At 72.3% G+C, this 19447-nt stretch carries 16 protein-coding genes; 14 read left to right on the top strand and 2 right to left on the bottom strand.

The window, feature by feature from the left end:
- Positions 1 to 7 precede the first annotated feature (7 nt).
- The 9 genes from Actkin_RS02015 (at position 8) to Actkin_RS01975 (ending at position 12185) form a co-directional block, all read left to right on the top strand.
- Positions 8 to 670 carry an HAD family hydrolase gene (locus Actkin_RS02015; protein ID WP_189208691.1) on the top strand — a complete coding sequence of 221 codons (663 nt, stop codon included), beginning with the start codon at positions 8 to 10 and terminating at the stop codon, positions 668 to 670.
- Positions 671 to 732: 62 nt separating this feature from the next.
- On the top strand, positions 733 to 2118 hold the full coding sequence (gene cysS / locus Actkin_RS02010) for a cysteine--tRNA ligase (RefSeq protein WP_189208692.1): 1386 nt from the start codon (positions 733 to 735) through the stop codon (positions 2116 to 2118).
- A 2-nt stretch (positions 2119 to 2120) separates the two neighbouring features.
- Positions 2121 to 3074, top strand: a complete 954-nt coding sequence (rlmB, locus tag Actkin_RS02005; RefSeq protein WP_189208693.1) for a 23S rRNA (guanosine(2251)-2'-O)-methyltransferase RlmB — start codon at positions 2121 to 2123, stop codon at positions 3072 to 3074.
- A 59-nt stretch (positions 3075 to 3133) separates the two neighbouring features.
- On the top strand, positions 3134 to 4567 hold the full coding sequence (locus tag Actkin_RS02000) for an MBOAT family O-acyltransferase (RefSeq protein WP_258905647.1): 1434 nt from the start codon (positions 3134 to 3136) through the stop codon (positions 4565 to 4567).
- Between the two features lie 247 nt (positions 4568 to 4814).
- Positions 4815 to 7406 (top strand): AAA family ATPase, encoded by a 2592-nt coding sequence (locus Actkin_RS01995; RefSeq protein WP_258905645.1) that lies wholly within the window; start codon positions 4815 to 4817, stop codon positions 7404 to 7406.
- A 27-nt stretch (positions 7407 to 7433) separates the two neighbouring features.
- Complete coding sequence (locus Actkin_RS01990; RefSeq protein ID WP_258905643.1) at positions 7434 to 8636, top strand: class I SAM-dependent methyltransferase; 1203 nt, start codon at positions 7434 to 7436, stop codon at positions 8634 to 8636.
- Between the two features lie 656 nt (positions 8637 to 9292).
- Positions 9293 to 10210 carry an NAD-dependent epimerase/dehydratase family protein gene (locus Actkin_RS01985; protein ID WP_258905642.1) on the top strand — a complete coding sequence of 306 codons (918 nt, stop codon included), beginning with the start codon at positions 9293 to 9295 and terminating at the stop codon, positions 10208 to 10210.
- A gap of 38 nt (positions 10211 to 10248) precedes the next feature.
- Complete coding sequence (locus Actkin_RS01980; protein ID WP_189208697.1) at positions 10249 to 10788, top strand: dTDP-4-dehydrorhamnose 3,5-epimerase family protein; 540 nt, start codon at positions 10249 to 10251, stop codon at positions 10786 to 10788.
- Positions 10789 to 10799: 11 nt separating this feature from the next.
- On the top strand, positions 10800 to 12185 hold the full coding sequence (locus Actkin_RS01975) for an NDP-hexose 2,3-dehydratase family protein (protein ID WP_309569102.1): 1386 nt from the start codon (positions 10800 to 10802) through the stop codon (positions 12183 to 12185).
- On the opposite strand, the gene Actkin_RS01970 is transcribed toward Actkin_RS01975, so the two are convergent.
- A complete protein-coding gene (locus Actkin_RS01970) occupies positions 12169 to 13269 on the bottom strand; it encodes a DegT/DnrJ/EryC1/StrS family aminotransferase (RefSeq protein WP_258905641.1) in 1101 nt (366 codons plus the stop codon). The genes Actkin_RS01975 and Actkin_RS01970 overlap by 17 nt on opposite strands.
- Positions 13270 to 13485: 216 nt before the next feature.
- Between Actkin_RS01970 and Actkin_RS01965 the strand changes: the two genes are divergently transcribed.
- Positions 13486 to 14655: a macrolide family glycosyltransferase gene (locus Actkin_RS01965; protein WP_258905640.1), complete on the top strand. Its 1170-nt coding sequence runs from the start codon at positions 13486 to 13488 to the stop codon at positions 14653 to 14655.
- Positions 14652 to 16031 carry an AfsR/SARP family transcriptional regulator gene (locus Actkin_RS01960; RefSeq protein WP_258905639.1) on the top strand — a complete coding sequence of 460 codons (1380 nt, stop codon included), beginning with the start codon at positions 14652 to 14654 and terminating at the stop codon, positions 16029 to 16031. The genes Actkin_RS01965 and Actkin_RS01960 overlap by 4 nt, the downstream gene beginning before the upstream one ends.
- Positions 16032 to 16179: 148 nt before the next feature.
- Here the strand turns inward: Actkin_RS01960 and Actkin_RS01955 are convergent, their stop codons facing one another.
- Positions 16180 to 17775, bottom strand: coding sequence for an FAD-dependent monooxygenase (locus Actkin_RS01955; RefSeq protein WP_258905638.1), 1596 nt, complete (start codon positions 17773 to 17775; stop codon positions 16180 to 16182).
- A gap of 129 nt (positions 17776 to 17904) precedes the next feature.
- Between Actkin_RS01955 and fabG the strand changes: the two genes are divergently transcribed.
- Genes fabG through fabZ form a run of 3 tightly spaced genes read left to right on the top strand, consistent with a single transcriptional unit; the run spans position 17905 to position 19447 of the window.
- Positions 17905 to 18651, top strand: coding sequence for a 3-oxoacyl-ACP reductase FabG (gene fabG, locus Actkin_RS01950; RefSeq protein WP_189208702.1), 747 nt, complete (start codon positions 17905 to 17907; stop codon positions 18649 to 18651).
- A gap of 44 nt (positions 18652 to 18695) precedes the next feature.
- Positions 18696 to 18995, top strand: a complete 300-nt coding sequence (locus Actkin_RS01945; protein ID WP_258905637.1) for an ApeE family acyl carrier protein — start codon at positions 18696 to 18698, stop codon at positions 18993 to 18995.
- A complete protein-coding gene (gene fabZ / locus Actkin_RS01940; protein ID WP_258905636.1) occupies positions 18992 to 19447 on the top strand; it encodes a 3-hydroxyacyl-ACP dehydratase FabZ in 456 nt (151 codons plus the stop codon). The genes Actkin_RS01945 and fabZ overlap by 4 nt, the downstream gene beginning before the upstream one ends.

Raw genomic sequence — 19447 nt, 5'->3', positions numbered from 1 at the left:
GGGGGACGTGACCATCCGCGGCGTCCTCTTCGACTTCTCCAGCACCCTTTTCCGCCTCGAACCGGACGTGTCGTGGCTGGACGGGACCGGGCTGGACGGGCACGAGCAGACCGAGATCATGGTGCAGCTGACGCTGGGCCCCTCCCGGCACCTGCCCGACGACCTGCGGGCCGACTGGGACCGCCGCGACCTGGACCCGGAGACGCACCGGCGGGTGTACCTGGCGGCGTACCGGGCCGCGGGGATGGACGTCGTGCCCGGCCTGGTCGAGCAGGTCTACGCCAAGATGATCGACCCGGCGTCGTGGAAGCCGTACCCGGACACCGCCGCCGCGGTGCGGGCCGTGCGGGACGCGGGGCTGCCGGTCGGGGTGCTGAGCAACATCGCCTGGGACATCCGGCCGACGTTGGAGCTGCACGGCATCGAGGTGGACGCGTACGTCCTGTCCTACGTCGAGGGAGTGGTCAAGCCCGACCCGAAGATCTTCGCCATCGCGTGCGAGCGGATCGGGGTCGCCCCGGCGGAGACGCTGATGATCGGCGACAGCGCGGAGGCCGACGGGGGCGCGACGGCGCTGGGCTGCCGGTTCGGGCGGGTGGCTCCCGTGCCGACGCAGGACCGGCCCGATTCGCTGGTCAGTATGCTGAATGCTTATGACATCGCGGTCTGAGTGACGTCGACCACTACCATTCCGGCCATACCGCTGTTCCGTCTATCCCTCACGGAGCCCCCGTGCCTCAGTTCCTGTACGACACCGCGACCCGCACGACGCGCGAGTTCACGCCCCGGACACCCGGCAAGGCGTCGATCTACGTCTGTGGCGCGACAGTGCAGGGCGTGCCGCACATCGGACACATGCGAGGCGGGCTCAACTTCGACGTGCTGCGCCGGTGGCTGGCGCGTGGCGGGCTGGACGTCACGCTGGTGCGCAACGTCACCGACATCGACGACAAGATCCTGACCAAGGCCGCCGCCGCTGGTCGGCCGTGGTGGGAGTGGGCAGCCACCCACGAGCGGGCGTTCCAGGAGGCGTACGCGCTGCTGGGCTGCCTGCCCGCGTCGGTGGAGCCGCGCGCCACCGGGCACGTCACGCAGATGGTCGAGCTGATGGAGCGGCTGATCGCCGCGGGCAGCGCGTACGCCGCCGAGGGCAACGTCTACTTCGCGGTGTCGTCCTACCCCGCCTACGGCGAGCTGTCGCGGCAGAAGCTCGACGACGTGCAGCAGGGCGAGGACACCGCGGCGGGCAAGCGCGACCCGCGGGACTTCACGATGTGGAAGGCCGCCAAGCCGGGCGAGCCGTCGTGGCCGACGCCCTGGGGCGCCGGGCGCCCCGGCTGGCACCTGGAGTGCTCGGCGATGGCGGCGACCTACCTGGGGTCGGAGTTCGACATCCACGGCGGCGGCATCGACCTGATCTTCCCGCACCACGAGAACGAGCAGGCGCAGTCGCGGGCGGCCGGGGACGGCTTCGCCCGCTACTGGATGCACAACGCGTGGGTGACGATGAGCGGCGAGAAGATGGCCAAGTCGCTCGGCAACACCGTCTCGATCCCGGAGATGGTCCGGCGGGTGCGCCCGCAGGAGCTGCGGTACTACCTGGTCGGCCCGCACTACCGGTCGAACATCGAGTACAGCGAGGCCGCGCTGGCCGAGGCCGAGCGCGCCTACCAGCGGGTCGAGTCGTTCGTGCGCAACGTGGTCGCCCGCACGGGCTCGGTGGAGCCCGGCGAGCTGCCGGAGGGCTTCGTCGCCGCGCTGAACGACGACCTGGCCACGCCCGCGGCGCTGGCCGAGGTGCACAACGCGGTCCGCTCGGGCAACCGGGCGCTGGACGCCGGGGACGACGCGGGCGCGCGGGCGGCTGCGGCGTCGGTCCGGTCCATGATGGACGTTCTCGGGCTGGACCCGCTGGCGTGGGCGGACTCCTCGTCGGCGGAATCCGGGCTGCGCGCCGCGCTGGACGACCTGGTGGGCAGCCTGCTGGAGGAGCGCCAGCGCGCCAGGGCCGACCGCGACTTCGCGCTGGCCGACACGATCCGCGACCGGCTGCTGGCCGCGGGCGTCGCCGTCGAGGACACCCCCGACGGTCCGAAGTGGACTTTGAAGGACGAGTAGACGTGGCAGGCAACTCCAAGCGCCAGGGCGCCACCCGCAAGGCGGGCACGAAGAAGGGCATGGTCGTCGGCTCCGGCGGCCAGCGGCGGCGCGGGCTGCGCGGCAAGGGACCGACGCCCAAGGCCGAGGAGCGGGTGGGCCACGTCGCGTACAAGAAGGCCAACGCGGCGGCCAAGCGGGAGCAGGCGCGCGGGGCCAAGCCCGCCAACGAGCTTGTGGCCGGGCGCAACCCGGTGACGGAGTGCCTGCGCGCGGGCGTGCCCGCGACCGCGCTGTACGTGGCGCTGGGCATCGACGCCGACGACCGGGTCAAGGAGTCGGTGCACATGGCCGCCGACCGCGGCGTGTCGGTGCTGGAGGTCTCGCGCGCCGAGCTGGACAAGCTCACCGGCGGCGCGATGCACCAGGGCCTGGCGCTGCAGGTGCCGCCGTTCGAGTACGCCCACCCCGACGACCTGATGGCCGCGGCCGCCGACAGCGGCGAGCCGCCGCTGATCGTCGCGCTGGACGGCGTCACCGACCCTCGCAACCTGGGCGCGGTGATCCGCTCGGCAGCGGCGTTCGGCGCGAACGGCGTGCTGCTGCCGCAGCGGCGCAGCGCCGGGATGACCGCGGTGGCGTGGCGGACGTCGGCGGGCACGGCGGCGAAGCTGCCCGTCGCGGTGGCGACGAACCTGACCCGGCAGCTGCGCGCGTACGCGGCCGAGGGGCTCATGGTGGTCGGCCTCGACGCCGACGGGACGCTGCCGTTCGACGACTTCTCCCTGGCGACGTCGCCGCTGGTGGTCGTGGTGGGCTCGGAGGGCAGGGGGCTGTCCCGGCTCGTCCGGGAGGCGTGCGACGCCACCATCTCGATCCCGATGTCGGCGGGCGTGGAGTCGCTGAACGCCTCCGTCGCCGCGGGCGTCGTCCTGGCCGAGGCGGCGCGCAGGCGGCGGGTGGCCGGGAGGGTCTGACCGTATCCGCCTAATGGGGGATCGGGAGCGGCTAAAGTCTGCCCCCGAGAGGGGGAATGATGTCGTTCGCGAGCCCGCTGTTCCTGTGGTTCTTCACGCCACTGGTCCTGCTGGCCGTGCTGGTCGCGCCCCGGCACTGGCGCAACGGCATCGTCGCCTTCGCCAGCCTGCTGTTCTACACCGTCGGCGCGGGGCCGAGCACGATCCTGCTGCTGCTCTGCATGGTGGTGAACTTCCTCGTCGGGCCGTACCTGGAGCCCGACGAGTGGGACACCAACCGCAGGCGGCGCAGGAACCTGCTCTACGCCGTCGTCGGGCTCGACGTGGCGATCCTCGTCATCTGGAAGTACGCCGGGTTCGCCACCGAGCAGATCGCCGGGTTCATGCGGCTGTTCGGCGGCGACTTCCCGGTGATCGAGCTGCTGCTGCCGATCGGGATCTCGTTCTACACCTTCCACCACATCTCCTACGTGGTGGACATCTACCGCGGCGAGCGGCCCGCGCTGCGGCAGCCGGTGGCGTTCGTGACCTACATCGCGATGTTCCCGCAGCTGGTGGCCGGGCCGATCGTGCGCTACCGGGAGATCGCCGACCAGCTCCCCCAGCTGCGCACGCACCGCCTCGACGACATCGCCGCAGGCTTCCCCCGGTTCGCGCTCGGGCTGTGCAAGAAGGTGATCATCGCCGACTCGCTGAGCCCGGTCGTCGAGCAGTGCTTCACCACCCCCGCCGACGAGATGACCTTCGCGATCGCCTGGCTCGGCGCGATCGCCTACACCCTGCAGCTGTACTTCGACTTCTCCGGCTACTCGGACATGGCGATCGGGCTGGGGCGCATGCTCGGGTTCCGGCTGCCGGAGAACTTCGCCCGGCCGTACTCGTCGGTGACGGTGACGGAGTTCTGGCGGCGCTGGCACATGTCGCTGTCCCGCTGGTTCCGCGACTACGTCTACATCCCGCTGGGCGGCAACAGGTCCGGGGCGGGGCGGACGTACCGCAACCTGTTCATCGTCTTCGTCCTGACCGGCCTGTGGCACGGCGCCAACTGGACGTTCCTGGTCTGGGGCCTGTTCCACGGCGCCCTGCTGATCATGGAACGCGGCTTCGGCTGGGAACACGCGCCCGCCGACCGCCGCGCCCGCGTCGGCCGCCGCGCGCTCACCCTCCTGCTGGTCTGCCTCGGCTGGGTCTTCTTCCGCGCCGCCGACATGGGCCAGGCGCTGGTGATGATCGGCCACATGCTGCTGCCGGACTTCACCGGCTTGACGGCCGAGGTGGACACCGCGCTGAACAACCAGGCCCTGGTGACCCTCCTGATCGCCCTCGCCGTGGTCTTCCTCCCCGCCGCCCCGGTCACCGGCCCCATGCTGGAGTCCTCCCGCACCCGCACCGCCTCCGCCCTGCGCGTGGCGGTGATGGTCCCGGGAATGCTGTGGGCGGCCATCCTGGTCGCCACGGGCACCTTCAGCCCCTTCCTGTACTACCAATTCTGATATCTACGCTTTTCGGCCTATCGGCTGCACCGGAATAGGCGAATTCCGGGTAAAGAAGGCCCGTCCAGCGGTCCCACCAGGGGCGGAGCGTGCTAAAGGGCGACCACTGAGAGCACAGGCGTAAACCGATTCGCAAAGTTTCTTCATTACCCGAACTGCGTGGCGAGCGTGCTATAAACCAGCGGCAGACCGCCTAAAGCGTCCATATGAGACTTGCTTGGCCACAAGCCGTTAGGGGGCATGTCGAATGGTACGAACGGACCACGACACGGCGCTCACCGAGTTGATGGGACTGTTCGAGGACTGCCGTGCGGGGCACGGCGGGTTGGCGCTGATCACCGGTGGTTTGGCCAGTGGCAAGACGCGGTTGCTCAACCGGTTCTGCGCGCACGCGCGGGAGGCGGGGGCTTTGCTGCTCACCGCTACCGGGTCGCGGGCGGAGCGGGCGTTGCGGGCCGGGGTGATCGATCAGCTGTTCCACGGGGCCGGGCTGCCGCCCGCCGTGGCCGACCGGATGTCGCGGGTGGTGTCGCCGAGGGCGGACGAGGAGTCCGGGTCGGACGCGCGGACGATGCGGCAGGGCTGCGCGATGATGGTGCACGAGGTGTGCTCGGCGGTGCTGGAGCTCTCCCGGGAGCGTCCCGTCGTGCTGGGCATCGACGACGTGCAGTTCGCCGACAGCTCGTCGCTGCAGTTCATCCTGTACTTACGCAAGCGGATGGCGTCCGCGCGGGTACTCATCGCACTGACGGAGTGGGAGCAGCCGCAGCCGACGCTGCCGGTCTTCCACGCCGAGATCACCCGGCGCCAGCACCACCGGATCGGGCTGGCGCCGCTGTCGGAGGCGGGCATCGCCGCGCTGCTGCCCGACCGGCCGGACCTCGCGCCCGTCTGGCACCGGGTCAGCGGCGGGAACCCCATGCTCGTGCAGGCCATGGCCGACGACCTCGCCGCCGGGATCACCGCGGACGACGAGCGCGCCGGGCCCGCGTACGGGCGGGCCGTGCTGGCCTGCCTGCACCGCTGGGAGCCCTACCTGCTCGACGTCGCCAGGGCCGTCGCGGTGCTCGGAGACGAGCGCGACCGCGAGCTGGTCGCCCGGCTGGCGGGCACCACGCCGGACGTCGCCGATCGGGCCGAGCGGATCCTGACCGGCGCCGGATTGCTGACCGACGGCGGGTTCCGGCACGCCGCAGCCGCCGCGGCCGTGCTCGCCGCGATGCCGGTCGCGCAGCGCTCGACCATGCACACCGTGGCCGCCGAGCTGCGCTATCAGCGCGGCGCGGCGGCGTCGACCGTGGCCGCGCACCTGCTGGCCGCCGACCGGGTCGTGGCGGGCTGGTCGGTGCCGGTGCTGCTGGACGCCGCCGAGCAGGCCATGACCGGCGACGACGCCGCGGGCGCGGTGCGGCTGCTGGAACTGGCGCTGCGCGACGGCGACCAGCGGCTGGAGGTGACCAAGGCGCTGGTGCGCGCGCTGTGGTGGACCAACCCGTCGGCCGCCGCCGCCCACATCGGACCCCTGCACGCCGCGATGTGGGCCGGTGAGCTGCGCGGACGCGACGCGGTGACGCTGGTGCGCCATGCGCTGTGGACCGGCGACCAGGACACCGCGCTGCGCGCGTTGGGCATGCTCGCCGACGCCCCCGAGCCGTTGGACCCGCAGAGCGCCGCCGAGCTGCGGATGATCGCCCAGTGGTTCCACGGCCGGGGGCCGGTGGCGGCCGCCGCCGAGGCGCTGTCAGCCGAGGGCGACGACCCGTGGACGGCAACCGCGCGGACGCTGGGCGCGATCTGGACCGGGCAGGCCGACGGCGCGACCGTCGCCGCCGCCGAGCTGATCCTCAGCAACAGCTGGCCGGGGCACACCGCGCCGGAGATGGTGGCCACGGCGCTGCTGATCCTGGCGCACGGCGGCGGGACCGAGCGGGCGGCGGAGTGGTGCGAGCGGCTGGCCGCCGACGCCGCCCGCCGCGGCGCGCCGACCTGGCAGGCGATGGTCGAGGGCGTCCGCGCCGACATCGCGCTGCGCCGGGGCGAGGCGGTGGCCGCGGCGGCGCGCGCGGAGGCGGCGATGGGCCTGCTGCTGCCGCAGGGCTGGGGCGTGTCGATCGGGTACCCGCTGTCGATCCTGATGGCGGCCAACACCGTGCTCGGCAGGCACGCCGTCGTCGAGCAGCTGATGCGGCTGCGGGTGCCGGAGGCCATGTTCGACACCCTGTGCGGCCTGCGCTACCTGCACGCGCGCGGCCGTGCGCTGATGGCGACGGGACGCGTCCTGGCGGCCATCAGCGACTTCCAGAACTGCGGGCGGCGGATGCGGGCGTGGGGCGTCGACCTGCCCGCGCTGGTCCCGTGGCGCACGCACCTTGCCGAGGCGAACCTGTTGCTGGGCAGGCCGGACGTCGCCGACCGGCACCTGAGCGAACAGCTGCGGATGCCCGGCTGCGACAAGCGCACGCGCGGCGAGTCGCTGCGCCTGCTGGCCGCCGCGCGCGAGCCCGCGCACCGCCCGGCGCTGCTGCGCGAGGCCGTCGAGTGCCTGCGCGACTGCGGGGACCGGGCCGGGCTCGCGCGGGCGATGGCCGACCTGGGCGCCGCGACGCCGGGCGGCGAGCCCGCGCGCGCCATCGCCGACTGGGCCGACCCGGTGCTCAGCGAGTCCGAGCGCCGCGTCGCCGAGCTGGCCGCCACCGGGCACACCAACCGCGAGATCGGCCGGGCGCTCTACATCACCGTGAGCACCGTCGAACAGCACCTCACCCGCGTCTACCGCAAGCTCGGCGTCACCGGCCGGGCCGACCTGCCGCACCGGCTCGCCAGCGCCCCGGTGCGCTGATTCCCCTTCGAGCAGAGAGAAGCGCTCATGTCCACCTGCCGCATCTGCGCGGGCGCCGTCACCGAGTTCCTGGACCTGGGACGGCAGCCGCTGTCGGACGCCTTCCGGCTGCCCGACGACCCGAGCGAGGAGTTCTTCTACCGCCTGGCCGTCGGCGTGTGCGGGACGTGCTCGATGGTCCAGCTGATGGAGGAGGTGCCGCGCGAGCGGATGTTCCACCAGGACTACCCCTATGTCAGCCAGGGGTCGTCGGTGATGCGGGCGCACTTCCGAGCCGCGGCGGAGCGGTTCCTGGCCGCCGGGGCGTCGTTCATCGTGGAGTTGGGCTGCAACGACGGGACCATGCTGCGGGTGGTCGCCGAGGCCGGGGTGCGCCACCTCGGGGTGGAGCCGTCCGGGGCGGTGGCCGACCTGGCCGCGGCGGCGGGCGTGCGGGTGCGCAAGGACTTCTTCGAAGAGGCCACGGCCCGCGAGATCCGGGCGGCGGACGGTCCGGCCGATGTGATCTACGCGGCGAACACGCTGTGCCACATCCCCTACATGGGCTCCATCTTGCGCGGGGTGGACGCGCTGCTCGCCGACGACGGGGTGTTCGTGTTCGAGGACCCGTACCTGGGCGACATCGTCGAGCGCACGTCGTTCGACCAGATCTACGACGAGCACTTCTTCCTGTTCTCCGCCCGCTCAGTGGACGAGATGGCGCGCAGGCACGGCCTTGAGCTGGTCGACGTCGAGCGGCTGCCGGTGCACGGCGGCGAGGTGCGCTACACGCTGGCCCGGCCCGGCGCGCGGCCCCGGACTTCGGCGGTGGACGAGCTGCTGGCCGCCGAGGCCGACCTGGCATCGCGGACGACGCTCGACGGGTTCGCCTCCCGGGTGCAGAAGATCCGCTCGGACCTGGTCACGCTGCTGACCGACCTGCGCGAGCGCGGCGAGCGGGTCGTGGGCTACGGCGCGACGGCCAAGAGCGCGACGATCACGAACCTGTGCGGGATCGGGCCGGACCTGGTGGAGTTCATCAGCGACACGACGCCCGCCAAGCAGCACCGGCTCGCGCCCGGCTCCGGCATCCCGGTGCGGCCCCCGGCGGACTTCGCCGCCGACTACCCGCCGTACGCGCTGCTGTTCGCCTGGAACCACGCCGAGGAGATCATGGCGAAGGAGACGGCGTTCCGGGAGTCGGGCGGGAAGTGGATCGTGTACGTGCCCGAGGTGCGGGTCATCGGGTGAGGGCGCCGGGGGTGGCAGTGACGGCGGTCCGGACGGTGGGGGTGGCTGGCCTGGCCGCGGGCGCAGGGCACCGGGTGAAGGCGCTCGGATGAGGGTGCTCGACGGTGAGGGACGGTCCGGCTGGCCTGCGCGTCCGGGCCACCGGACCTAGGTGCTCCGGTGCAGGCGACGGTGACGGACGACCGGCTGGGCCGCGAGTGCGAGCCAGCGGATACGGATGCTTGGGTGCAAGCGGTGGCGCGCGGCCGTGGCGGCCCGGCTGGCCCTCAGACCCGAGCCACGGGACAAAGGTGCTCCGGTGGAGATGGCGCTCGGCCGTGGCGGGCCAGCTGGCGACGGCTGACCTGCGACTCCGGGCCACCGGACGAAGGTGCTCGGGTGCAAGCGGCGGCGCGCGGCCGTGGCGGCCCGGCTGGCCCGCAGGCCCGAGCTACCGGACAAAGGTGCTTCGATGGAGATGGCGCTCGGCCGTGGCGGGCCAGCTGGTGACGGCTGGTCTGGCGGCGCGGGTCATTGGATGAAGGTGCTCGGGTGAAAGCGATGCCGGTGAGTTCGGGCCAGCGGATGGAGGTGCTCGGGTGGCGGTATCCGGCGGTCGTGGACCCGGTTGGCGGCGGTTGGACCGTGGCTGCGGGTCATCGGGAGAGGGTGCTCGGATGAAGGTGGCGGTGCTCGGCGGGTCGGGGTTTGTCGGGGCGGTGGTGGCGGAGCGGTTGGCGGGGGCGGGGTTGGGGGTGCGGGTGGTGGCGCGGAATCCGGGGTGGTCGCCGCATGAGGTGGTGAGGGCGGACCTGACGGAGCCTGGGCGGGCGGCGGAGGTGGTGGCGGGTGTGGATGTCGTGCTGTCGCTGGTCCTGCACACCGGGAGCGGGTCGTGGCGGGTTGAGCCGGGGCAGGCGGCTGCGGCCGAGGCGGTCAACGTCGGGATCGTGCGGGCGGCGGCGGCGAGCGGGGTGCCGGTGGTGGTCGCGGGGTCGACCTCGCAGGTGGGGCCGGGACGGGAGTGGATCGACGGGAGCGAGCCGGACGCGCCGGAGAGTGAGTACGACCGGCAGAAGCTGGCCGCCGAGCGGATCGTGGTGGCGGCGGGTGGCTGCTGTCTGCGGCTGCCCACCGTCTACGGCCCGGGGCCGCTGGACCGGGGCGTCGTGTCGGCGATGGCGCGGCGGGCGGTGGCGGGCGAGGCGCTGACGGTCTGGGGGGACGGGTCGATGCTGCGCGACCTGGTGTTCGTCGAGGACGTCGCCGAGGCGTTCCTGCTGGCCGTGCGGCATCTCGACGCGCTCAGAGGCAGGCACTGGGTCATCGGGTCCGGGCAGGGCGTCCCGGTGCGGACGGTGTTCGAGACGATCGCGGCGGCCGTCGCCGAGCGGACTGGGCGGCCGCCGGTGCCGGTGCTGTCGGTGCCCCCGCCGCCGCACGCGACCGCGATGGACCTGCGCGGGCTCGTGGCCGATCCGCGCGCCTTCACCGAGGTCACCGGCTGGCGGGCCACGACAGGACTCGCCGAGGGCGTCGCGCGCGTGGTCGCCTCCACAAAGGACACGGCGGGTACCCCTATCCTCGGTCCATAGGGGTTTACCCCGGTCGTGCCCGGTCGGAAGCTGGGCGGGTGGAAGCGCGCGAACTCGCCGTCGGCGGAGCCTGGGCCTTCACCCCCGACCTCCACCGCGACGACCGCGGGCTGTTCGTCTCGCCGTTCGAGGAGCGGGAGTTCCGGCCGCTGTTCCCGGTCGCGCAGGTCAGCACCAGCGTCTCCCGGGACGGGGTGGCGCGCGGGGTCCACTACGCCAGGACTCGGCCGGGCTGCGCGAAGTACGTGCACTGCGCGCGCGGGCGCGTGCTCGACTTCGTGGTCGACCTGCGGGTCGGGTCGCCGACGTTCGGGCAGTGGGACAGCGTGGAGCTGGCCGACTTCCGGGCGGTGTACCTGCCCGCCGGGCTCGGTCACGCCTTCGTCGCGCTGGAGCCCGACTCCACCGTCTGCTACCTGCTCTCCCGCGGCTACGAGCCCGCCGACGAGCTGGCGGTGTCGCTGCTGGACCCCGAGCTGAACCTGCCCATCCCCGCGGGGGCCGTGCTGTCCCGGCGCGACCGCGACGCGCCGACGCTGGCCGAGGCGCTGGCCGACGGCCTGCTGCCGCACTACTAGAGGGAGTCCCGGTGTCCGCACCCACGCGCAACCCCGTCGAGCGGGTGGCCGACTCGATGCTCCACACCGGACCGGCCGAGGTGGCCGGGTGGCTGGCCGGGCTGGCCGACCGGTGGTGGATGCGGGTCGAGCGGGCGGACCTCGGCGAGCTGGCGGGCTGGCAGGTGGAGCCGGGGACGGGCAACCTGCGCCACCACACCGGGAAGTTCTTCACCGTCGAGTCGCTGAGCGTCGACCTGCCCGGCGCGCCGGTGCCGCACTGGCGCCAGCCGATCATCAACCAGCCGGAGATCGGCATCCTGGGCATCCTGGTCCGCGAGATCGACGGCGTGCTGCACTGCCTGATGCAGGCCAAGCACGAGCCCGGCAACCCCAACGGCCTGCAGATCTCGCCGACCGTGCAGGCCACGCGCAGCAACTACACCGGGGTGCACCAGGGCAAGGCGGTGCCGTACCTGGAGCACTTCCGCTCGCCGGAGCGGGTCGTCATCGACATCCGGCAGTCGGAGCAGGGCGCGTGGTTCTACCGCAAGCGCAACCGGAACATGGTCGTCGAGGTCGACGCGGTCGAGGAGCGGGAGGGGTTCCGCTGGCTGACGCTCGGCCAGATCGCCGAGCTGATGTCCGTGCCTGACCTGGTCAACATGGACGCCCGGACCGTGCTGGCGTGCCTGCCCGGCGGCGGCGCGGCCCTGGCCCGCGCGGCGGCGGACGACTTCACCTCGGCCCTGGTCCGCTCGGCCGACCCGGCGTCCCCGAGCGTGCACGGGCTCGGCGACATCCTGAGCTGGATCACCGAGGTCCGCACGCACACCGACCTGCGGGTCGAGCGCGGACCGCTGGCGGGGCTGCCGGACTGGCTCTACGACGACGGGCGCATCGCGCACCGCACCGGCGGGTTCTTCTCGGTGGTCGGCGTGCGGGTGGAGGCCGGGGGCCGGGAGGTCGCCGCGTGGTCGCAGCCCATGGTCGAGCCGGTCGGCACCGGGGTGATCGCGTTCCTGGTCAAGGCCATCGACGGCGTGCTGCACATTTTGACGCACGCGCGGACCGAGCCGGGGTACGCCGACGTCACCGAGCTGGCGCCGACCGTGCAGTGCGTGCCGGAGAACTACGCGCACCTGCCCGGGCGGCCGCGGTTCCTCGACGAGGTGCTCACCTCGTCGCGGGTGCGGTTCGACACCGTGCTCTCCGAGGAGGGCGGGCGGTTCCTGGGCGCGCGCAACCGGTACATGGTCGTGGAGACCGACGCCGACGTGGCGCCGGACGACCCCCGGTACCGCTGGCTGACGCTGCACCAGTACGAGGAGCTGCTGCGGCACAGCTTCTACGTCAACATCCAGGCGCGGTCGCTGGTGCTGTGCCTGCGCAGCCTGATCCCTAGAGGACGCGCCTGACCGCGTCGATGACCCGGTCCTGCACGTCGGTCGGCAGCGACGGGTACATGGGCAGGGAGAAGATCTCGTCGGCGACGGCCTCGGTCACCGGCAGGCTGCCCTTGGCGTAGCCGAGGTGGGCGAAGCCGGTCATCGTGTGCACCGGCCACGGGTAGCTGATGTTGAGCACGATGTCGTGGGCCTTCAGCGCTTCCAGGATCTGGTCGCGGCGCGGGTGGCGGACGACGTAGACGTAGTACACGTGGGTGTTGCCCTCGGCGGTCGCGGGCAGGACGAGATCGGTGTCGCCCAAGGCGTCGGCGTACCGGGCGGCGACGGCCTGCCGCGCGGCGATGTAGTCGTCGAGGCGGGTGAGCTTGCGGCGCAGGATCTCCGCCTGCACCTCGTCGAGGCGGCAGTTGTGGCCGGGGGTCTCGACGACGTAGTAGGTCTTCTCCATGCCGTAGTAGCGGTGGCGGCGGAGGTTGGCGTCGACCGCGGGATCGTTGGTGATCGTGGCGCCGCCGTCGCCGTAGGCGCCGAGGACCTTGGTGGGGTAGAAGGAGAACGCGGCGGCGTTGCCGGTCGCGCCGGCGACCACGCCGTGGTGGCGGGCCCCGTGGGCCTGGGCGCAGTCCTCCAGCAGGTGCAGGCCGTGCTTGTCGGCGAGCGCCTTCAGCGGGGCGAGGTCGGCGCACTGGCCGTAGAGGTGGACCGGGAGCAGGCACCGGGTGCGCGCGGTGACGGCGGCCTCGACCTGGGCGACGTCCATCAGGTAGGTGTCGGGGTGGATGTCGACGAAGACCGGGGTGGCGCCCACCGCGTCGATGGCGACCACGGTCGGGGCGGCGGTGTTGGAGACGGTGATGACCTCGTCGCCGGGGCCGATCCCGAGCGCCTGCAGGGCAAGGCGGATGGCGTTGGTGCCGTTGTCGACGCCCACGCAGTGCGCGACGCCGTGGTAGGCGGCGAACTCCTGCTCGAAGCCCGCCACGCTGGGGCCCATGACCAGGCGGCCGGAGGAGAACACGGTCTCCACCGCGTCGAGGATGTCCTTGCGCTCGGCCTCGTACTCGCGCGTGTAGTCCCAGACGAGCGTGGTCATGGCCGCCCTTTCGTGGTGTCCGACTCCGCGCCAGCCTAAGCCGGGGAAAAACCTGGGGTAACCCCTATATTCGCAGGTCAGCACCCTTGCACTGGTGCTTGTGGCGGTATCGGCGATTAGGCCGAACGCGGAGTAGGCCTAGGGGTCGGGGTTAGGGGTGTCACCGCGCGCGACCGCCGACTTACCGTGGCGGCCGGATCTCCCGGAGGCGAGCGCATGCATCTGCTGTTCCTGTGCCATCCCGACCACGGGCACGTCATCCCCAACCTGGCCATGGTGACCGAGCTGGCGCGGCGCGGGCACCAGGTGACCTACCTGACCGCGGCGAGCATGGCCGGGATCGCCACCGACGCCGGGGCCTCGGTGGTGACCTACGAGTCGCGCTACCGCGACGCGGACTTCCGCAAGGTGGCCGAGGACCCCGGGTACCTGATGGACCTGCTGCTGGACGAGAGCGCGGCGATGCTGGCGGTGGACCTGCCGTCGCGGCCGGACGTGCTCGTCTACGACACGTCGATCCTGTTCGCTGGCCGGATCCTGGCCAGGAAGCTGGGCGTGCCCTCGGCGCAGGTGATCCCGGTGTTCGCCTCCAACGAGCACTTCTCGTACCTGAACGCGATGTACAACCCCGGTGGCGCGCAGGAGAAGCCCGCGGAGATGCCGTCGTGGGTGATGACGACCATGCGGCGGATCGGCGAGCTGTGCGCCGAGCACGGGGTGGCCGTGGAGCCGCCGCAGCTGTGGTTCGAGGTGCCGTCGCTGAGCCTGGTGACCGTGCCGCGGGACTTCCAGTACGCGGGCGAGACGTTCGACTCGCGGTTCGTGTTCGTGGGGCCGTGCGTGGGCGACCGCGGGTTCCTCGGGTCGTGGGAGCCGCCGTCGAGCGGGCTGCCGGTGGTGCTGGTGTCGCTGGGGGCGGTGTTCAACGAGCACGCCGACTTCTTCCGCACGTGTGTGGAGGCGTTCCGGGGGCAGCCGTGGCACGCGGTGATGACCGTGGCGGAGGGGCTGGACCCGGCGGCGCTGGGCGAGCTTCCGTCCAATGTGGAGGTGCACCGCTGGGTGCCGCACGTGGCGGTGCTGGAGCACGCGTCGCTGTGCGTGACGCACGGGGGCATGGGGACGGCGATGGAGGCGCTGCGCGCGGGCACGCCGATGGTGTGCGTGCCGACGTCGGCGCTGGACCGGCCGACCGCGCGGCGGATCGAGGAGTTGGGGCTGGGGGTCGCGCTCGACCCGGCGACGCTGTCGGCGGCGGCGCTGGTGGAGGCGGTCGGCTCGGTGATGGGCACCGCGTCCTACGCCGCGCGGGCCGGGGAGATGGCGGCCGCGATCGCGGCGGCGGGCGGCGCGGCGCGAGCCGCTGACGAGATCGAGCGCGCATGATCGGCATCCTCGGGCCGGTGCGCGTCCTCGGCGGCGACGTGCACATCGGCCCCCGCGAGCGCGCCGTCCTGGCCCGCCTGGTGCTCGACGCCAACCGCGTGGTGAGCGTGGACCGGCTGATCGACGCGGTGTGGCAGGGGTCGCCGCCCGCGAGCGCGCGCGGCCAGGTGGCGATCCTGGTGTCGCGGCTGCGGCGGTCGGTGCCGCAGGTGATCACGACGGCGAGCCCCGGGTACGTGATCCGGCTGTCGGACGACGACGCGGACTGGTGCCGGTTCAACGCGCTGGTCGCCCGGTCGCGCGCGTGCGGGGACCGGATGGGCGCGGTCGCGCTGCTGCGCGAGGCGCTGGCGCTGTGGCGGGGCGTGCCGTTCGAGGACGTGCCGGGCCTGCGCGCGGAGTCGGCCCGGCTGCAGTCGGCCCGGCTGGACGCCGCCGAGGCGTGCGCGGAACTGGAGCTGGAGCTGGGCCTGCACGACCGGGTGGGCAAGGAGCTGGCCGCGCTGGTGGCCGAGCACCCGCTGCGCGAGCGGGCGCGGGCGCAGCTGATGGTCGCCCACTACCGATCCGGTCGGCGCGCGGAGGCGCTGCGCGTGTATCAGGACGCGCGGCGGGCGCTGGTGGAGCAGATCGGGCTGGAGCCGGGGCCGCAGCTGCGGGTCGTGCACGACCAGATCCTGCGCGACGCGCTGCCGTCGCCGGTCCCGGTGGAGACGCCGTCGCAGCTGCCCCGCCAGCCCCTGCCGTTCGCGGGCCGGGTCGCGGAGACGGCGTTCCTGGACGAGGCGCTGTCCGACGGCGTGGACGCGCCCGGCGCGGTGGTGGTGTGCGGGCCGAGCGAGGTGGGCAAGACTGCGCTGGCGCTGCGGTGGGCGCACCAGCGGCTCGACCGCTTCCCGGACGGGCAGCTGTACGCCGACCTGGCCGCGGGCGGGCCGGTCCTGGACCGTTTCCTGCGGGCGCTCGGGGTCCGTGCGATTCCGGACGATCCCGGGGAGAAGGTGGCGCTGTACCGCAGCAGCGTGGCGCGGCGGCGGATGCTGGTCCTGCTGGACAACGCTTCCGACAGCGCTCAGGTGGCCGCGTTGCTGCCTGGTGGGCCGCATTGCCGGGTGATCGTGACGAGCCGGGAGCCGTTGGACGAGTTCGAGGCCCGGTTCGGGGCTCGGCAGTTGTTCCTGGAGCCGTTGGGGGTGGAGGAGAGCCGGGCGTTGTTGGCGATGTTGTTGGGGCGGGAGTGGGTGGCGGCTGAGGCTGGGGAGGTCGCTCGGCTCAGTGCGATGGCGGGTGGGTTTCCGTTGGTGCTGCGGCGGGCTGCGGCTCGGGTGGGGCGTGTCGGGTGTGCTCGATCGCGGGCTGCGCTTGTGCCTGCTTGAGGTGTTCTGCGTGCTCGGCGGTTCCGCGGTTTAGCGCGGGGGTGCTCCCTCGGCCTCGATTGTTTAAGCCTGGGATGGCGGTGTAAAGGGCGCCTTCGGCGTCGCTGCGCGACAGGCTTCGCCTGCCCTTGACACCGCCATCCCAGGCTTAAAGACGGCCAGGACGAGGGAGCAAGGGGGCAGAGCGGTCGACTGGGGCGCTGAGTACGGTCTGGAGAATCGTGCTTAAGGTCTCGGGAGTTTCTGGGGGGTTGGGGGTGCGCCAGGCTACGTGGCCGTCGGGGCGGATCAGGACGGCGCCGGTGGGGGTGGTGCCGTATTCCTTGGGCCAGGTGGGGGATTCGTCGGGGGAGATCTCCACCGTTTTCACCTGGTCAGGGGTTGTTTGGGACCAGCCGCTGCCGGTTGGGGTCATTAGGGTGAAGTGGGGGCCTAGTAGGTCCAGTGTGGACAGCTCTCGGCCCTCGCGGGTCAGCCAGACGTGGGGGGCTCGGTGGCCGGGGCGGGCTGTGGGGGTGTAGGTGCGGTAGGGGTCGGGCACGGGGGGTGGCTGCGTGCCGTCGGGGATAACCGCGCTTGAGGTGTAGTGGAAGCCCAGGACCAGGCCCTCGGAGCTGCGTCTGCCTGCTTGCAGGGTGATCGCCTCTGACAGGGTCAGTTCGCCTTCCATCATGCGGAAGGTGATGAAGGCGTTGGCCAGGCTCTCCTCGACTGTGCGGGCGCCGATGGGGTGGCGTTCGGTCTCGTAGGTGTCCAGAAGGGCCTCGCCCGCGCGGCCCTGGGTGACGGCGGCCAGTTTCCACACCAGGTTGTGGGCGTCCTGGATGCCGCAGTTCATGCCGAACCCGCCCTGCGGCGTGGTCACGTGGGCGGCGTCGCCTGCCAGGAACACGCGGCCCGACCGGAAGCGCTGGGCCGTCACCGCCTGTTGCAGCCACGGCATGATCCCGACCAGCGACACGTCGAGGTCGGGGACGCCGACGGCGGCGCGGACGATCTCGACGCAGAACTCCGGGGTGAAGTCGGCCTCGCTGCCGCCCTCGGCCGGGTCGTAGCCGGTCTGGACCATCCAGCGCCGCTGGTTGTCCACCGCCTCGACCGCGCACGGGATCTCGCTGCGCAGGAAGTACAGCGCGCACATGCGGCCTTCCAGCAGGTGCACGATGTCCGCGTCGAACATGATGCTGATCATGTGCCCCAGCGGCGGCGGGCCGTCCACGCCGATCCCCAGGGACGAGCGGATGCCGCTGCGCGCGCCGTCGGCGGCGATGCAGTAGCGAGCGCGCACGACCTCGCCGGTCGACAGGCGCGCCGTGACGCCGTCGGCGTCCTGGGCCAGCGACTCCATGCGGGTCCCGAAGCGGACGTCCGACCCCGATGACGCGAGCGAGCGCAGGATCACCTCGAACTTGTCCTGGGCGCAGATGAAGGCGTAGGTCGGGCTGTGCGGCGCGTCCTCGGCGATGGGGGCCGCGGCGCGGTGGAAGTCGTCGGCGGTCAGGGACGTGCCGACGCCGACGGCGAGGGTGTCCTCGCGCGGTAGACCGGCGCGCTCCACCTCGTCCTGGATGCCCCAGGCGCGCACCAGCTCCATCGTGCGGGTGGTCACCAGCCGGGCCTTGGGGAAGATCGAGGTCCCCGCGTGCTTCTCCACCAGCAGGCTGCTCAGGCCGTGGCGGGAGCACTCGATGGCCGAGGACAAGCCGACCGGTCCCCCGCCCACGATCAGCACGTCGACGTCCATGGCAGCCAATGTCTGCCATGCGCGCGAGCCCGTCAATGCCGGGGATATCGAACTGATAGGGGAAAGAAAACGCAGGTCAGTAGCGTGGCCGTGCACGCTGGCTAGCGGTCTACACACGGGGAGACGTCGATGTTCAGCGAAGGCGCGGTGGCGGTGGTGACCGGCGGATCGCGCGGGATCGGCCGGGCCGTCGCGGTGGACCTGGCCGCCCACGGGGTGCACGTCGTCGTGAACTACTCCCGGTCGGAGGACAAGGCCAAGGAGGTCGTCGCCCAGATCGAGGCCGAGGGCGGCAGCGCGAGCACGGCGCAGGCCGACGTCACCGACGAGGCCGCCGTCCACGAGATGTTCCGCGCGCTGCGCTCCGAGCACGGGAGACTGGACGTGCTGGTCACCAGCGCGGGCGTCACCCGCGACCGGCACCTGATCGCGATGAGCGCGGACATGTTCCGCGAGACGCTCGACATCAACATGTTCGGCACGTTCCTGGTCTGCCGCGAGGCGATGCGGATCATGCAGCACCAGCAGCGCGGGTCGATCGTGGCGATCAGCTCCACCAGCGGCCTCGACGGCGGGTTCCCCGGCCAGACCAACTACGTCGCGTCCAAGGGCGCGATCATCTCCTTCTCCAAGACGCTGGCCGCCGAGGCCGCGCCGCACAACGTGCGGGTCAACGCGGTCGCGCCCGGGTTCGTGGAGACCGACATGACCAGGGCCATCCCGCTGAAGATCCGCAGCGGCTACGAGTCGCGCATCCGGCTCGGCCGCATGGGCAGGCCGGAGGAGATCGCAAACCTGGTGACGTTCCTGGCCTCGGAGAAGGCCTCCTACATCACCGGCACCGTCGTCGTGGCCAACGGCGGCGGGCTGGCCTGACCGTCCACATCGAGCCAAGCGAAGAACCGTGAGGGGCAGTCGATATGACCATCGATGAGTTGCGCGCCGCCGCCGCCGCGCGCCGGGAGACGTGCGCGCGCATCAAGCGGATGATCGTCTCCCGGCTGGACCTGCCGATCGAGCCGGAGTGGATCACCGACGACCAGCCGCTGTTCGGCCGCGGCCTCGAACTCGACAGCCTCGACGTGCTGGAGCTGTACGTGGCCATCGAGGCCGAGTTCGGCGTCGCGCTCTACGACAGCGACATGTCCGTCTTCGGCTCGGTCTCGCGCCTGGCCGGGCACGTCGACCCCGCGCTCACCCTCGCCGAGACCAGCGCATGACGGCGACCGCCGCGCCCACCCGCCTCACCCACGACGAGGTGCGCGCGATCCTGCCGCACCGCTGGCCGATGCTGCTGCTGGACCGGGTCGAGAAGGTCGAGCCGGGCGTCAGCGGGACCGCGGTCAAGAACGTCGCGGGCACCGAGATGTGGTTCCAGGGCCACTTCCCGGACGAGGCCGTGCTGCCGGGCGTGGTCGTCATCGAGGCCATGGCCCAGCTCGCGGGCGTGGTGTTCGCGCTCGCGGGCGCAGGGAGGATCAGCTACCTGGCGGGGGTGCGGTCGATGCGCTTCCGCCGCCCCGTCGTGCCCGGCGACCAGCTCGTGATCACCGCCGACCGCACCGCGGGCGGGCGCGGGTTCGGCGAGTACAAGGTCACCGCCCGGGTGGACGGGCAGGTCGCGGCCGAAGGCTCCATCAGCATCGCAGACCCCGCACACGGAAAGGCCTGA

This window comes from Actinokineospora sp. UTMC 2448, assembly GCF_024760565.1.
In the GTDB taxonomy this organism is placed as follows: Bacteria; Actinomycetota; Actinomycetes; order Mycobacteriales; family Pseudonocardiaceae; genus Actinokineospora; species Actinokineospora fastidiosa.
The sequence above is the reverse complement of the archived record's forward strand: the minus strand, read 5'-3'. Positions and strand labels throughout refer to the sequence as shown.

Coding starts and splice junctions, on each gene's coding strand:
- Actkin_RS02000 (WP_258905647.1), top strand. CDS start 3,134: ATGTCGTTCGCGAGCCCGCTGTTCCTGTGGTTCTTCACGCCACTGGTC.
- Actkin_RS01995 (WP_258905645.1), top strand. CDS start 4,815: ATGGTACGAACGGACCACGACACGGCGCTCACCGAGTTGATGGGACTG.
- Actkin_RS01990 (WP_258905643.1), top strand. CDS start 7,434: ATGTCCACCTGCCGCATCTGCGCGGGCGCCGTCACCGAGTTCCTGGAC.
- Actkin_RS01985 (WP_258905642.1), top strand. CDS start 9,293: ATGAAGGTGGCGGTGCTCGGCGGGTCGGGGTTTGTCGGGGCGGTGGTG.
- Actkin_RS01970 (WP_258905641.1), bottom strand. CDS start 13,269: ATGACCACGCTCGTCTGGGACTACACGCGCGAGTACGAGGCCGAGCGC.
- Actkin_RS01965 (WP_258905640.1), top strand. CDS start 13,486: ATGCATCTGCTGTTCCTGTGCCATCCCGACCACGGGCACGTCATCCCC.
- Actkin_RS01960 (WP_258905639.1), top strand. CDS start 14,652: ATGATCGGCATCCTCGGGCCGGTGCGCGTCCTCGGCGGCGACGTGCAC.
- Actkin_RS01955 (WP_258905638.1), bottom strand. CDS start 17,775: ATGGACGTCGACGTGCTGATCGTGGGCGGGGGACCGGTCGGCTTGTCC.
- fabG (WP_189208702.1), top strand. CDS start 17,905: ATGTTCAGCGAAGGCGCGGTGGCGGTGGTGACCGGCGGATCGCGCGGG.
- Actkin_RS01945 (WP_258905637.1), top strand. CDS start 18,696: ATGACCATCGATGAGTTGCGCGCCGCCGCCGCCGCGCGCCGGGAGACG.
- fabZ (WP_258905636.1), top strand. CDS start 18,992: ATGACGGCGACCGCCGCGCCCACCCGCCTCACCCACGACGAGGTGCGC.